At 59.4% G+C, this 13965-nt stretch carries 12 protein-coding genes; 7 read left to right on the forward strand and 5 right to left on the reverse strand.

All coding sequences use genetic code 11. The features are described 5' to 3' along the window. Nucleotides 1-31: 31 nt before the first annotated feature. From ACVWY8_RS07905 to ACVWY8_RS07915, 3 genes are all read right to left on the reverse strand, one after another. Complete coding sequence (locus tag ACVWY8_RS07905; RefSeq protein ID WP_457394135.1) at nucleotides 32-508, reverse strand: hypothetical protein; 477 nt, start codon at nucleotides 506-508, stop codon at nucleotides 32-34. Between the two features lie 64 nt (nucleotides 509-572). Next, nucleotides 573-1622, reverse strand: a complete 1050-nt coding sequence (locus tag ACVWY8_RS07910) for a hypothetical protein (RefSeq protein WP_457394138.1) — start codon at nucleotides 1620-1622, stop codon at nucleotides 573-575. A gap of 238 nt (nucleotides 1623-1860) precedes the next feature. Further along, entirely contained in the window at nucleotides 1861-2472 is a 612-nt protein-coding gene (locus tag ACVWY8_RS07915) for a chromophore lyase CpcT/CpeT (RefSeq protein WP_457394141.1), read from the reverse strand. A 692-nt stretch (nucleotides 2473-3164) separates the two neighbouring features. Between ACVWY8_RS07915 and ACVWY8_RS07920 the strand changes: the two genes are divergently transcribed. The 6 genes from ACVWY8_RS07920 (at nucleotide 3165) to murJ (ending at nucleotide 8758) form a co-directional block, all read left to right on the forward strand. Continuing rightward, complete coding sequence (locus tag ACVWY8_RS07920; RefSeq protein WP_011434282.1) at nucleotides 3165-3683, forward strand: globin family protein; 519 nt, start codon at nucleotides 3165-3167, stop codon at nucleotides 3681-3683. Between the two features lie 193 nt (nucleotides 3684-3876). After that, entirely contained in the window at nucleotides 3877-4359 is a 483-nt protein-coding gene (locus tag ACVWY8_RS07925) for a globin family protein (protein ID WP_011434281.1), read from the forward strand. Nucleotides 4360-4828: 469 nt separating this feature from the next. Continuing rightward, nucleotides 4829-5686, forward strand: a complete 858-nt coding sequence (locus ACVWY8_RS07930) for a phycobilisome rod-core linker polypeptide (RefSeq protein ID WP_011434279.1) — start codon at nucleotides 4829-4831, stop codon at nucleotides 5684-5686. Nucleotides 5687-5719: 33 nt separating this feature from the next. Beyond that, a complete protein-coding gene (locus tag ACVWY8_RS07935) occupies nucleotides 5720-6550 on the forward strand; it encodes a HEAT repeat domain-containing protein (protein ID WP_457394144.1) in 831 nt (276 codons plus the stop codon). 50 nt (nucleotides 6551-6600) lie between these two features. Beyond that, a complete protein-coding gene (locus tag ACVWY8_RS07940; protein ID WP_457396976.1) occupies nucleotides 6601-6909 on the forward strand; it encodes a DUF4278 domain-containing protein in 309 nt (102 codons plus the stop codon). A gap of 202 nt (nucleotides 6910-7111) precedes the next feature. Then, on the forward strand, nucleotides 7112-8758 hold the full coding sequence (murJ, locus tag ACVWY8_RS07945) for a murein biosynthesis integral membrane protein MurJ (RefSeq protein ID WP_457394150.1): 1647 nt from the start codon (nucleotides 7112-7114) through the stop codon (nucleotides 8756-8758). Here the strand turns inward: murJ and sigC are convergent. Further along, entirely contained in the window at nucleotides 8755-9855 is a 1101-nt protein-coding gene (gene sigC / locus ACVWY8_RS07950; RefSeq protein WP_414332157.1) for an RNA polymerase sigma factor SigC, read from the reverse strand. The two genes, murJ and sigC, sit on opposite strands and share 4 nt — an antisense overlap. 614 nt (nucleotides 9856-10469) lie before the next feature. Between sigC and ACVWY8_RS07955 the strand changes: the two genes are divergently transcribed. Then, nucleotides 10470-11030: a cofactor assembly of complex C subunit B gene (locus tag ACVWY8_RS07955; RefSeq protein ID WP_457394153.1), complete on the forward strand. Its 561-nt coding sequence runs from the start codon at nucleotides 10470-10472 to the stop codon at nucleotides 11028-11030. 12 nt (nucleotides 11031-11042) lie between these two features. On the opposite strand, the gene mutS is transcribed toward ACVWY8_RS07955, so the two are convergent. Next, nucleotides 11043-13742, reverse strand: coding sequence for a DNA mismatch repair protein MutS (mutS, locus tag ACVWY8_RS07960; protein WP_457394156.1), 2700 nt, complete (start codon nucleotides 13740-13742; stop codon nucleotides 11043-11045). Nucleotides 13743-13965 lie beyond the last annotated feature (223 nt).

The raw sequence follows: 13965 nt of genomic DNA on the forward strand, positions 1-13965 counted from the left end.
TCTCTAGGATAAGCTCTAATTCTCCTGCTCTTCACGAGGGATCTCCAAACAACCCTGGCGGAGCCAAATCTCTGCTGATCGCCTCCGCCCGAAACCGACCGCTCATGCCCACCACCTGCCACTCGGCGCTGCGATTTCCCTGGCGGAAGCGCAGCCGTCGGGCTCGCAACGGCACCACTTCTACAGCTTCTACCAGAAATTGTTGGTATTCGCCCAAATAGTCTCGGTAATCCGGGGGCAAGTCAGCGCTGCTGTTGATTTGAATCCAAAACACCCGTCCTGCTTCGTTGCCATAGGCGCGGATTTGTTCCTGGCCGCGGTATTGCTCCACCCCGCGCAGCCGCTGTCGTCCCACCTGCACAGACTCAGCCCACTCCGGCAAGGGATCCCCTAAGCTGATCGACCAAGCCGGCCCGCTCAGCCCTAGCCAACAGAGCAGCAGTAGCCCCCAAACCCAAGGCCATCTGTGCAGCGTGCTGTTCCCGGTTTTCAAGGCTCGACCGAACATGGCAAGTTTTTCTCCGCAATTGAACCCAACGTTAACGTTTGGGATGGTTCAAAACAACTTTGTCTCAACGCACGCGAAAGCCGATCCGCCCGCCCTCAACATCGAAGGCAACGTCGATATTGAAAAACAGCGGCATGCCCAACAGTTGCACCCCCTGGTTGCCGTTAACAAAAATCCGATCCCGGCTGGGCGTAATGGGAAAGCCAACCCGAATGCGGTAGTCAAAAGCCCCCTCCAGCACAGCTCGCCACTCTGCCCCAGGGGGTAAGGTCGAGGTGGAGAAGGGAGCTGCCCCCAACAGCCTGACATTGAGAAAAATGTCGGAAGAACCACTGTCAAAAACGGTGGGGCTGAGAGCATTTTGAATAGAAGTGTTGCTGATGCTGTAGGCCACTTGCAAAGCCTCATCCCGCCAGATGGGTGTGCCGTCGGGAAAGCTTCCCACCTGGGGAAACTGCCGGAAATTGAAGCCGACGGTGTTGGCAGCCGTTAGGCCAACCGTGAACAGGCCCTGGGTAGAGTTGAAGCCCCCCGTTTGAATAATGTACCCAGAGCGAAAATTGCCCGGAAGACGGGTGAGCGGGCTAAACAGCTCCCGGTTGGGGCTGCGCTCATCCAAGGATGTGCCTAGGATCCCAGCGAAGGGCCGCCCTTCTCCAAACAAGTTCTCTGAACAACTGGCCACCAGGGCGTCCACACAGGTGATCCGGTCGATCAACTGAATCGTTACCGGCTCCCGACTGGGGATCCCGCCTATGCTGAAGGGGGCACGGGCCAACACGCCGATAAATTGCGTGCCATCTCCAAACGTCACGGTGGAAGGGATCCCCGTCCGCTCCAGGCCAAAGCGACCTGCTGCTGTCGCTATGATGCGCAAACCTGCCGAGCCGGTATCCAGTAACACCTCAGCTCCGCTCCCGGCCACCCCCACTGTCAGGCCCAGGAGCTTGAAGCGGCTGTTGCCCAGGGTACGCACCGGCATGGGAATCGACTCGGTTCCCGGTTGAGGTGGGAGAGGGATCAACGCAGGGGGGGAAGCTGCAGATTCCCCCTGGCCAGAACAGCCGGCACCGAGCAGCAGCAAGGTCAAGATCCCAACCAGGGCGATCACCATTCCCCAAGGGCTGTGCCAAGCCCACCCAGACCGTGGCTCATCCTTTGGGCCCGACCTCGCCTGCATTGAATACCCACACTGAATTAAAAGGAGCCTAGCCCGGTTGCAACCGGTAAACAGCACGCTCAAACCTGGGGGATTTGGATCCCGGCCAAGGACAGTGTACACAAAGCTGGCTGAGGGAGAGTGCGCAATAGCGCTGTCAACTGTGGAGTTGTGGGGCTGGATGGGCTGCAGCCTACAGCATTAGCTCCGCCTGCCAATCGACCACTTTTTGGAAGCGAAAAGCGCCTGCCAGGGCTCCCCAAACCTGTCGGTGGGTGATGGGATCCATCCCTCGGTCATGGCTGCAAAACTCGCTCTCGCTCAGGTGCAAGGTGGTCTGCAGATAAGTGGCTTGGCCGTTGCGCACCACGCAACACCGGCACCCCGGCTCCGTCGCGCCGATGAAGAGGGATCCCTGCCTCTTCACATGCACATCACACCCCTCTAGATAGGCTAGGTCGGCAGCCTGCAGTTGACTCAGTTGGTCTGCCCTTTCCCGAGCACAGCCCCGCCACCGCTGCGGCTCCAGAGGGCGGTAGTTGCGAATCACGATCCCAGCGCTTGCCTGAGTCAATTCCACCACCGCCTGCCGATAGGGATCTTCCAAATGGCCACTGTAGGCTTGCTCCACATAAAAGCCGATCCCGCCCAAAACTTGGGCCGGCAAGGGGCGGTAGGCCACTCGGATTTGGGCAAAAAACGGTGGATTCTCCCAGGCTTGCTCTTGGTTGCTGAAGTCTCCTGCCAACCAGCGCGCCATCTGCAGCAGCTCCGGGGAAGGAGTGCGATCCGACTCAATAGACATAAGCGGGCATCGAGAATTCTGTAAAGGTATGTACCGAAAATCTCCGGAGAGCAAGGGGAACCTTCTCAGATTTTGCCCCAACCTCAGGCCCGACCGAGGATTGCAGCAAGTGTTAAATTATGTATCCTTTATGAGAATGTTCGCTCCGATACTGAAAATGGATCCCTTGCAAGCTGCAAAGCCGCGATCGGGGCTGACATCTTTGTTCATGTTGTAAAGCTAGGCAAAGAAACATTCTCTTTTGTAAAAAACTACTCCCGCGAAGGACAGGGAGAACAGCCTGGGATCCGAGATGGGAAGCAGGTTGGAAACCGATCTAAGACCTTTTGCGCGAGGTAAAGCCGATTTACATTTTTTGATTTCATCGCTTCTTGCCTTCGCGGTAGAAAAAGACTGGAAACAAGGCGAGCCAGCTTCTCCTCGTCTGCCCAGTTGAGGTTGCCAGCAGCGGCTGAGGCTCCTTAGCCCAAGTCCGATCCCTTGGATGAAGGCCTGGATCTGGGAGCGAGCTTCGCTTGCTCATCTTGGTTCTATCGGCTTCGATCCCGTCGGCGGTTCTGTGAGTTAAACAGCACCTCTCGGCACTGGGGATCCAAGCGGTGTTGCATTCCTGGCCGGCAGGTGCTCTCTTGTCCGCTGCAGGGAATGTGGATTCATAACCTCTTTTACTTTCGCTAGGGAGATTCAAAACCATGAACGATGTATTTGGCAAAGTGGTTGCACAAGCTGACTCCAAAGGCGCTTTTTTGGGAGAGAACGAGTTTGCCGCTCTCCAGCAGGTAATTGCCGAGGGGAACAAGCGTTTGGACGCTGTGAACCGCCTCACCAGCAATGCCTCCAAGATCGTGACCGATGCCATCCGTCAGTTGTTCGCCGAGGAGCCCAATTTGAACGCTCCCGGTGGCCCTGCCTACCCCAGTCGTAACGTAGCCGCCTGTATGCGGGACATGGACATTATTCTCCGCTACATCACCTACGCAGTGGCAGCCGGAGATGCCAGTGTGCTGAACGAGCGCTGCCTAAACGGCCTGCGGGAAACCTATCAAGCCTTGGGCACCCCCGGCAGCTCAGTGGCCAACGGTATCCAAAAGATGAAAAAGGCTGCAGTGGCTGTGGTAAACGACCCCAACGGCATCACCCGGGGTGACTGCAGCGCTCTGATTGCCGAAATCGAATCCTACTTCGATCGCGCTGCTGCCGCTGTGGTTTGATCCCTTGTGGACTGAAGTTTCTGTTGTGTCCGGATCCAGTTGTGAAGACCTCTCTGGGATCTAAGACAACTCGGGTTGGCAGGGGATCCCTGGAAAAGTAACCTGTTTTGCAGCGATTTTGCAGTTGAGACTTTGAATCTTTTGCTTTGTTTTTTGCATTGAGCTTGAGTTAAGTAAAGGAGCGTTTTGAATCATGCAAACCCCAATTGTTGACGCCATCGCCACTGCCGACAGCCAAGGGCGCTACCTGAGCAACAGCGAATTGCAGGCCATCAATGGCCGTTTTCAGCGGGCTGCCGCCAGCATGGAAGCCGCTCGAGTTCTGAGCAGCCGTGCCGACGAGCTGGTGCGCGGTGCCACCGAAGCCGTTTACGCCAAGTTCCCCTACACCACCCAACCCGGTGGGCAGTGCCACACCCAAGCCGGCAAAGACAAGTGCGCCCGCGACGTGCGCCACTACCTGCGCTACATCACCTACTGCTTGGTAGCCGGTGGCACCGGTCCTCTGGACGAGTATCAGTTGGCCGGGATCCGCGAAATCAACGCCGCTTTTGAGCTCTCCCCCAGTTGGTTCATCGAAGCCCTGCGCTACATCAAAGCCAACCACGGCCTGACCGGGCAAGCGGCCACCGAAGCCAACACCTACATCGACTACGCCATCAACGCGCTCAGCTAAACCCTTGGCTTGGGATCCCTCTAAAAGGGCGACGCCGGCTAGCCAGTTGGCTCATCCCATAAACCAGGGGGGATGGCGAGGAAAGGTTGTTGAGGGCAACGGTGGTGAGCCTGCTACGTTGCGGAGAGATACGTTTGACCACGTGGGTTTGCGGATCAGTCTCCCCAATAGGAAGGCGCCACTGTTGCTCTTCTGCAGCTTGGGGCTGCCGATTTTTGATTTCTAATTTTAGTTTTCGATTTCTACAGTCGTTTCAGGCTAGGGTGAGACGCCTGGGCTATTGATCGCGCCAGCGGGACGGAGTCCTTGAAAAGCCTTTTGGCCCCCTGCATTATTGCTCCGCAACGCCGACGCGACGACGCAACCAACACTTTAGGTGTGGGTGCAATGTCCTAGCTTGAATCGAAATGACCCTAAACGCAAGCTTGTTCTCAATCTGTGTCCATTCAGTTCAATCGGGGGAATTAGCATGAGTGCAATTACAGCGGCAAGCCGGATGGGGATCCGGGGCATTACGGAGACCACCCCACTGGAGTTGCGCCCCAACGCCAGCCAGGATCAGCTCAATGCGGTGCTGCGGGCCATCTACCGTCAGGTGCTGGGCAACGACCATTTGTTTGGGGCCGATAGGAAGGAGCTAGCCAGTGCGGAATCGCTGCTGCGCCAGGGCAGCCTGACGGTGCGGGAGTTTGTGCGATTGATCGCCAAGTCCGAAGCCTACAAAAAGCGGTTTTTCTACCCCAACTCGCAAACCCGGGCCATCGAGCTCAATTTCAAGCATCTGCTGGGACGCGCTCCCACCAGCCCCAAAGACATCGCCCGCCATTTGGACATCTACCAATCTGGCGGCCACAGCGCGGAGATCGATTCCTACATCGACAGCCCAGAATACCTAGAAGCTTTTGGAGACAACATCGTCCCCTACCCGCGTGGGTTTGAATACCGCAAGGCCCATTCCACCCGCGACTTTACCAATCTCTTCGCTCTCTACGGGGGCTACGCCAACAACGATCGCTCCCAAGGGCCCAGACCCCGTCTGATGATGCCTTTGGCCACCGGGTTTACCCCGGCCATTCGCCGCATTGGGGTGCGGGGCCTGCTGCCGCCCAGCCCCATTTCCAAACACCTGGGGCCGCCAACGGGCCAGTCGGATCGCATGTTCTGTGTGGAAGTGACCCGACTGCTGAATCCGCCTTCGGCGCTGGCCACTTCCAGCCGAGTGCGCAAATCCAACCAGCAGATTTTCGTCTCTGCCGATCAACTGTCGGCAACAATGCAGCGGTTGCTCAAATCGGGCGCCAAGATCGTCAGTGTCCGCAGCGCTTAATCCCTTCTCGGTGTCCTCTCCGTTGTTGATTCCATGACCACTGCTGTTCCTCTGGATCCCAATCCGTCGGTGGATCTCACCCCGGCTGGACAAATCGCCAAGCTGCGCCACGGGGATCCGGGGGAACGCTACTATGCGGCTTGGTGGCTGGGGCGCATGCGCATTGCCGAAGGGATCCCGGCCCTGATCGAGGCCCTGGCCGATGAAACGGATCGCACCGCTCAAGGGGGATATCCGCTGCGGCGCAACGCTGCTCGTGCTTTGGGTAAACTGGGATCCCTCGCCGGGATCCCTCCCCTGAAGGCGGCTTTGTCTTGCTCTGATGGCCAAGTGGTGGCAGCGGCTGCCCAGGCGCTGGTTGAGATTGCCCTTGCCAACAACCTCAACAGGGATCCCGACGAAGTGGAAAAGCTGGGATCCGCTTTGCTAGAAGGGCTGCGCTTTGTGGAGCGAGGACTGCAAACAGAAGCCCAAGCCGCCCTAGAGGCCATTATCGAGGCTCTTGGACAACTGCAGGTGGCTGCTGCCCTGGAGCCAATTCGTCCTTACCTAGAGCACACTTCCATTCGCTTGCAATGTGCGGCGGCGCGGGCCTGCTATCGTCTCACCGGGGATCCGGCCTTTGCCCAGCCTCTGCTGTCGGTGTTGGATCACCACAACATCCATCTGCGGCGGGCTGCCCTTTTGGATTTGGGGGCCAGTGGCTATTTGCCGGCAGCACAAGCCATTGCGGTGGCGGCGGTGGAGGTCAACCTGAAGCTCCTCGCCCTCAAACAGTTGGTGGAGATCAACCTGGAACAACATCAAAGGATCCCCGGTGCTGAGCTGCAGCAGGTGCTCCGACTGATCGACGAGCTGCTGTGAGCGGTGGTGCTTCTGGGCCCTTGCTGTTCACATTAGCGGGACGGAGTCCTTTGCAACTGACCTATCAAGGCATTGCCCATGAGTTTGTGCATCCCTCTGCAGCGATTCAAAGCCGTCAGAATCTGTCCGCTCGGCACCGGGGTTTGAGGTGGAGCTGGCCAGCTCAATCCCTAGCCGTGGCGCTGCCTCAGTCTTTCCCCCTCACCTATCGAGGTATTGCCCTCGATCCTGGAGCAAGGGTGACGGCAGGGATCCCTGAGGTGCAAGGGATCCCCTCAAGTTTCCTCTCGGAAGCACTTCATGACCTTGGTCGAGGAAACCCAAAGGACGCCGTCCCGCTGACGCGACCGGGGGGATGAGCATTTGTTGCAGCACCTGGCACAGGAACGGCAGCTGTTGGCCTGACAAGCTCGCTGCCTGCCCAAGGGATCCAGCTAATGCCCGACAATTGCCCAGAAGGGTTCGATATTCCCGATAATGGGAAGCGGCTCCTGGGATTCAAAGAGGGATCCGGGATCAGTTTGTTGTTGAGGCAGTGGTTGGGGTGCAGGACACAAGGTAATGGAGGAGTCTGCCACTCAGGAAGAGATCCCTGGGGGATCTCCTTCAGCAGGGCCATCCCGTTCGTTGATGTCGGTGGCGGGCTTGGTGGCCGGGGCGACCTTGCTCAGTAAGGGCATAGGCTTTATTCGCCAAGCTTTGATTGCAGCAGTGTATGGCTCGGGGCCGGAGTACAGCGCCTTCGGGGTAGCCTACATCCTGCCCGGTTTTCTGTTGATTCTGCTGGGAGGGATCAACGGCCCTTTTCACAGCGCCATCGTCAGTGTCCTCAAAAAGCAGCGGGATCGGGACAGGGAGGATGCGGCTGCCTGGCTGGAATCCATTTCCACCTTGGTAGGCTGCCTGCTCCTGCTGGTCAGCTTGGGCCTTTGGTGGGGAGCGGACTGGGTGGTGCGCCTGAATGCGCCGGGAGCCAGCCCCGAAGTCCATGCTCTGGCCGCTGCGCAACTGCGGATCATGGCCCCTTTGGCCTTGCTCTCGGGGTGGATTGGCATCGGCTTTGGAGCGCTGAATGCTGCCGAACACTACGCCTTGCCTGCCCTTAGCCCGCTGATCTCCAGCTTGGCGGTGATCGGGATCCTGGTCACGCTGGGATGGACGGGGATCCCAACTTTGCTGGCCTGGGGCGTGCTCATCGGGGCCATTGCCCAATGGTTGGCCCAAGTTCCGCTCCAGATGCGGTTAGGGCTGGGGCGACCGCGCCTGCGCTTTGAGTGGGGATCCCCGCAGGTACGGGCGGTGGGCTTGCTGATGTTGCCGGCGGTGATCTCCTCCGGGATGATTCACATCAATGTTTATGTGGATCTGTTTTTTGCCTCTTTCGTACCTGGGGATCGCACCATCGGCAACTTGGGATATGCCCAGCTTCTGGTACAAACGCCGCTGGGGATCCTCTCCAACATGGTGCTGGTGCCCTTGATGCCTCTCTATGCCCAGTTGGCAGGGGATGGATCCCGTTGGCCGGAGCTGCGCCAGCGTATCCGCCAAGGGCTGATGCTTACGGCAATTGTGACCCTGCCCCTGTCGATGCTGTTGGTGGCTTTGGCCGAGCCCATTGTCCAAGTGGCCTACCAGCGGGGGCGCTTTACGCCGGAGGTGACACAAGAGGTGGCAGCCCTGCTCATGGCCTATGGTCTGGGGATGACCGGTTACCTGCTGCGGGATGTGCTGGTGCGGATCTTCTATGCCCTAGAGGATGGGGCTACGCCTTTGCGCATCAGCAGCATGGCCATTGGCCTGAATGCCCTACTGGACTTTCTATTTTTGCCGGCTTTTGGAGCGCCGGGCATTGCCCTGGCCACCGCCGGCGTCAACCTGATAGCCGTGATCGGACTGGGGATCCGCCTCCACCAGCGCCTGCCGGGGATCCCTTGGCGGGAGATGGGACAAGCCCTACTGCCATTGCTGGGGAGCACCGTCCTGGCCGGGGGACTGAGCCATTGGCTGTGGACCCAACTGCGCTCCTACGAGATTGTGGGGTCTCCCCTGCTCACCGCCATCATTTGGGCCGGGCTGGCCGCGGGTTTAGGTCTAAGCTTGTTCGCCGCCGGAGCCCTCTACCTGCGGATCCCAGAAGTGGAGTGGGTAGCAGCCCGACTGCGGAAACGGGTAGGACGCCGGGGGAGCAAGTTGGCAAGCCGGAACTAGCTGATAGCTTCCAGGTAATCTCGCACGCGGTTGCGCCGCTTCGGCTGACGCAGCTTCTGCAGGGCTTTGGCCTCAATTTGCCGCACCCGCTCTCGCGACAGATCCAAGGCGCGACCGATTTCCGCCAGCGAATAGGTGCGCCCATCCCCCAAGCCGAAACGCATGCGGATCACATCCCGCTCGCGGCTGGTGAGATCCGAGAGCAACTGCTGCAGATCCCGGTGCAGGGCTTCCCGCATCATGGTCTCTTCTGGAGAAATGTCGTCGGTTTCCAGCAGATCCCCCAGTTCGGTGTCCTTGTCTTTGCCCACCTTGGTTTCCAGAGAAACCGAGCGGGGCACGCGTACCAACAGCTCGCGTACTTGAGGCGGCGTCATCTCCAACTCGGAGGCGATGTCTTCGATGGTGGGGGTGCGGCCCTTTTCCTGGGAGAGCTTGCGCTGCGCTTTTTTGATCTTGTTCAGCTTCTCGGTGATGTGGACGGGCAGGCGAATGGTACGGCTTTGGGTGGCAATGGCACGGGTAATGCCCTGCCGGATCCACCAGTAGGCGTAGGTGCTGAAGCGGTAGCCCTTTTTCGGGTCGAACTTTTCCACCGCTCGCTCCAGGCCCAGCGTACCCTCTTGGATCAGATCCAGCAGCTCCAAGCCGCGGTTTTGGTATTTTTTCGCCACCGACACCACCAGGCGCAGGTTGGCCTTGATCATGTGCTCTTTGGCACGCTTGCCAATCCGCTGAATCTGCTGCAGCTTTTCAGGGGTCAGTTGCGCCCACTCGGGGTACTGGTTGGCCTTGGCCACCCATTCCGCAAGAGTGGGATCCCGTCCCAACTCTTTCTGCAAACGCAGACGCAAATCCAAGAGCTTCATGTAGTCTTGGACTTTTTGGGCCAGGGCCACCTCTTCATCGCGCCCCAAAAGAGGAACACGACCGATCTCTTGTAAATAGAGACGCACCAGATCGGTGGAGCGGCGGGTTGGCTCCTCTTCCAGAAACTCGCCATCGGCCAGATCCACCTCTGCTTCTTCGGCAGCATCGAGGAGATCGGCGGGGCCATCCAACAAAATGTCGTTGAGTTCAGGTTCGTAGTTAGACATGTAGGGTGTTGCTGATGTAGCGACAGGGGTAGGCAGTTCAGTGGGCTGAGAGAGGAATGGTCAGTGATGTGGAGCAAGTTAAGCTTAAGTGTTCCCCAACGGTAACTTCGCGCCTGCTCAACGCCTTACAGCAGTCAGAGGAAATCATACATTGACCTCTTCCTCAACCGGACCTCCTGCCCATGCCCCATAGGGAAAGGCTTAAGTAGCAGCGGAGGGGTCACACGGAGAGCGTGAGCCCCTTATCATAACTTAATTATAGTTGCATTTCTCAGCCCAGAGACATGAGAGCCAGCGTAGGATCCCCCCAGTTCAACCGTCACCGCCACTGCGAAAAAGCGTATTGCCCTCAGGGTGAACCCAGCAGCTCGTCCTTGGGGGAAGTAACCCATCCATCCTAGAGGGTCTAAACTTCAAAGGTAGCGTGTAAATTGCTTTGCCTATTCCAATCTATTCGATTCTATTCGATGAACTGTTCCCATTCACCTATCCCACCCAGCTGTGGGGGAGCCAGACTCCCCGAACAGGTCAACCCCCTTCCTCTGGGCGGACTGGGCTCTGCTCAGGCACTTGGGTTGGCCATAGCCCCGCTGACGGGGGAAAAGGTTTCAACCTTGGCGTTGACGACTCTATTGGCCATCGGTCTATTCTTTTTTCTGCGAGCTGCGGGCAAGGATCGCGTGGAGAGTCGCCTCTACTTTAGCAGTCGCAGCCTGGAGGAAATGGGATCCGCTCTACGGGAGCACTTGGAAAGGCGCGGCTATCGTCTCCAGTCCGCCGATGCCGAGGGGATCGCCACCTTTGCAGGGCAAGGTCAGGCTAGCGTGGGGCTGGCCCTTTTTTTGACGGGGCTGGCGGGGACGGGACTGGCCTGTTTGGCCTTGGTGCTGCAGACCCTTGAGCCGGGGTGGGGAGCTTGGCCCTGGATGGTGGTGCTGGCTTCTCCTTGGGCGGGTTGGTACTACCGGCAGCGCAACCAACGCCCGGAACAAATCCGCCTGAAACTGCAGGAAGCCGACGAGGACTCCGTCCCGCTCCCCTTCTGTGGACAGCACGGTTCCCCCACAGCACCAACGCGAACGGCCCCTGGATCCCATCTGTGGGTGGAGGGGCATCGGGATGAGCTGGATGGGCTGGCTGCAGCCCTGGGGTTGCAAGAACGGGATCTGGATTAGGGGTAGGGGAGTCTAAGGCCAATCGGGAGAGAGAGGTGCTGGGATCAAAGACAGTTGATCCCCAACGGCGGAATCGGGGCTGCGATTGGGAGCGGGCTCTTTTTTGCAGTTCTTCTGGGCAGGTTGGCTTTTCCCTTGGTTTCTCAAGCCCAGGCCGATGCGGCTGTGTTTTTCCACCAAGGCCAGCACCTGTTCGGCCCGCTGGATTACCGGCTGGGGCAGGCCAGCCATGCGTCCCACCTCGATGCCATAGGAGCGATCTGCCCCCCCAGGCTGTACCTGGTGCAAGAAGATGATGCGATCTTGCAATTCCTTGACCACCACCTGAAAGTTGGCCACGTTGGGCAGCAAGGTCTCCAGTTGGTTGAGCTCGTGGTAGTGGGTGGCAAAGACCGTACGGGCGCGCACCTGAGTGGCCAGGTATTCCGCCACCGCCCAGGCAATGGAGAGGCCATCGAAGGTAGCGGTGCCTCGGCCAATCTCGTCCAGCAGCACCAAGGAGCGCTCGCCGGCGTGGTTGAGGATGTTGGCGGTCTCGTTCATTTCCACCATGAAGGTGGACTGGCCGGTAGCCAGATCGTCCACAGCGCCAATGCGGGTAAATACGCGGTCGCAGAGGCCCAACTCTGCCCGCCGCGCGGGGACAAAGCTGCCCATCTGGGCCAGGATTTGGATGAGCCCAATTTGCCGCAGGTAAGTGGACTTGCCGGACATGTTGGGCCCGGTGAGGACGATGAGATCCGGGCCGTGGGGGGATCCCAGCTGCACCGAGTTGGGGACAAATAGGCCCTGAGGCAGGGATTTTTCCACCACCGGGTGGCGACCCTCCTCGATCATGAGCCGGCGGTCTGTTGTGAGGAGGGGACGGGTGTATCCCTGCTGCACGGCCACTTCCGCCAGGCCAAACAGAGCATCGACGGCAGCCAGGGTCTGGGCCACTTGGCGGATGGCTTCGGCCCGGGATCCTGCCTCTTGGCGCAACTGCACAAACAGCTCGTATTCCCGCTGGTTGATGTCGGTTTGGGCTGTGAGGATGCGGGCCTCTTTTTCTTTGAGCTCGGGGGTAATGAACCGCTCTTCGTTGGTCAGGGTTTGCTTGCGGATGTACTCTTTGGGGACTTGGTGGGCCTTGGCGCGGCTGATGCTGAGGTAGTAGCCGAAGGCCTTGTTGAAGCCCACCTTGAGAGTGGGGATCCCAGTGCGGTCGCGCTCGCTTTTTTCCAACTGGGCAACCCACTGGCGGTCTTGCTCCACCTGCTGCCGCAGCCTGTCCAGCTCGGGATCCACGCCGGCTCGGATGAGGCCCCCCTCGGTGAGCACAGGGGGAGGGGAGGGCAGGAGGGTGTGCTCGATGCGTTGGCCCAGCTCAACCAGGGCGGGATCCACTTGCTGTAGGCTCTGCAGGAGGGGGGTTTTGGCCTCAGCCACCAGCTCGGCCAACTGGGGCAGTTTGCCCAAGGAGGATCCCAAGGCCACCATCTCGCGCGGGTTGGCGGTGCCCGATCCGACGCGGTTGGCCAGCCGCTCCAGGTCGTACAGAGAGTCCAGAAGGGATCCCAGGCGGGCCCGCAGAGAAGGGTTTTCCAAGAGCTCCTGGATGGTGTCTTGGCGGAGGCGAATTTGCTCCGAATCCCGCAAAGGCTGCATTAGCCAGCGCCGCAAAGTGCGCCCCCCCATCGCTGTGCGGCTGCGATCCAGCACCCAGAGCAGGGATCCCACAAAAGCCCCCTCTCGGATGGTCTGGGTGAGCTCCAAGTTGCGGCGGGTTTGGGGATCCAAGATGAGGTAATCCGTCAACTGGTAGGTGCGAGGGGGAGGCAGGAGTGGGTGGCCTCCCTGGGGAGAAGGCTGCAGCAGGGTCTTTGGTGCTACGCACCGCTGAGGCGAATGGGTTTCTTCTAAGTAGTGCAAAAGCCCTCCCGCTGCTCGCACCGCCAGAGGCAATCCCTCACAGCCCAATCCTTCCAGAGAGCGCAGGCCGTAGGTCTGCATGAGGTTCTCCCGCGCCACCGCCAGTTCAAAAGGTTCGGCTGGGCGCAGGGTATAGGCGTATTGGTTGGGGAGACCCAGGGGCTTCTGGGGATCCCCTGGACGGATGAGGCCTAGTCCCAGCCCCTCCTCGGTGGGCAGCAAAACCTCTGCCGGCTGCAGCCGGGCCAGTTCCTGCTCCAGTTGCTCTTGCCCCTCGCTCTGACACACCCAGAACTCGCCGGTGGAGATATCCGCATAGGCTAGGCCCCAGCGGCAGGGAGCCTGCTTCGATCCTTTGAGCCGCACGACGGCTGCCAGGTAGTTATTCTGCCGCGCCTGCAGCAGCTCCTCTTCGAGGACGGTGCCAGGGGTGATCACCCGCGTCACTTCCCGCCGCACCAAGCCCTTGGCCTGATCTGCCGGCTCCATCTGGTCGCAGACGGCCAGGGCATAGCCTTTGGCCACCAACTGGGCAGCGTAGCGGTCGAAAGCATGGTAAGGGATCCCGCACATGGGTACCCTGCCGATGGCTCCGGCCTCCCGCCCGGTGAGCACCAGCTCCAGCTCCCGCGACACCACTTCCGCGTCCTGGAAAAACATCTCGTAGAAATCCCCTAGGCGGTAGAGCAAGATGGCGTGGGGATACTGCCGCTTCAGCTCTACGTAGTGCTGCATCATGGGGGTGAGCAGGGCAGGATCCACCTCTAAGGCATCCCAAGTAGGCTCGGCGGAAGAACTCATGGCATCAAAACGTGGGCAAGCAATGGGCTGAAGGTTCGGAGTCTAGCCAACTCGGGCCGACCAGCTTGGGCCATTCTAGATCCAGGTCTAGATGAAGTTTGAGACGTTTCCCCAGCCCTTCTCCCCTGATTCCCATTTCGCGGTTGGTTGCCATGACCTCGCTCAGGGTAGTTGGATCCCCCCTGAGGTAAGTCTGAATGGCTGGGCAGAGGCGCTGCCCGGT

Source organism: Thermostichus sp. OS-CIW-32, from assembly GCF_054060415.1.

Excerpts from the sequence above, each read along its gene's own strand:
- ACVWY8_RS07910 (WP_457394138.1), bottom strand. The coding sequence starts at position 1,622 with ATGGTGATCGCCCTGGTTGGGATCTTGACCTTGCTGCTGCTCGGTGCC.
- ACVWY8_RS07920 (WP_011434282.1), top strand. The coding sequence starts at position 3,165 with ATGAACGATGTATTTGGCAAAGTGGTTGCACAAGCTGACTCCAAAGGC.
- mutS (WP_457394156.1), bottom strand. The coding sequence starts at position 13,742 with ATGAGTTCTTCCGCCGAGCCTACTTGGGATGCCTTAGAGGTGGATCCT.
- ACVWY8_RS07915 (WP_457394141.1), bottom strand. The coding sequence starts at position 2,472 with ATGTCTATTGAGTCGGATCGCACTCCTTCCCCGGAGCTGCTGCAGATG.
- ACVWY8_RS07925 (WP_011434281.1), top strand. The coding sequence starts at position 3,877 with ATGCAAACCCCAATTGTTGACGCCATCGCCACTGCCGACAGCCAAGGG.
- ACVWY8_RS07930 (WP_011434279.1), top strand. The coding sequence starts at position 4,829 with ATGAGTGCAATTACAGCGGCAAGCCGGATGGGGATCCGGGGCATTACG.
- sigC (WP_414332157.1), bottom strand. The coding sequence starts at position 9,855 with ATGTCTAACTACGAACCTGAACTCAACGACATTTTGTTGGATGGCCCC.
- murJ (WP_457394150.1), top strand. The coding sequence starts at position 7,112 with ATGGAGGAGTCTGCCACTCAGGAAGAGATCCCTGGGGGATCTCCTTCA.
- ACVWY8_RS07935 (WP_457394144.1), top strand. The coding sequence starts at position 5,720 with ATGACCACTGCTGTTCCTCTGGATCCCAATCCGTCGGTGGATCTCACC.
- ACVWY8_RS07905 (WP_457394135.1), bottom strand. The coding sequence starts at position 508 with ATGTTCGGTCGAGCCTTGAAAACCGGGAACAGCACGCTGCACAGATGG.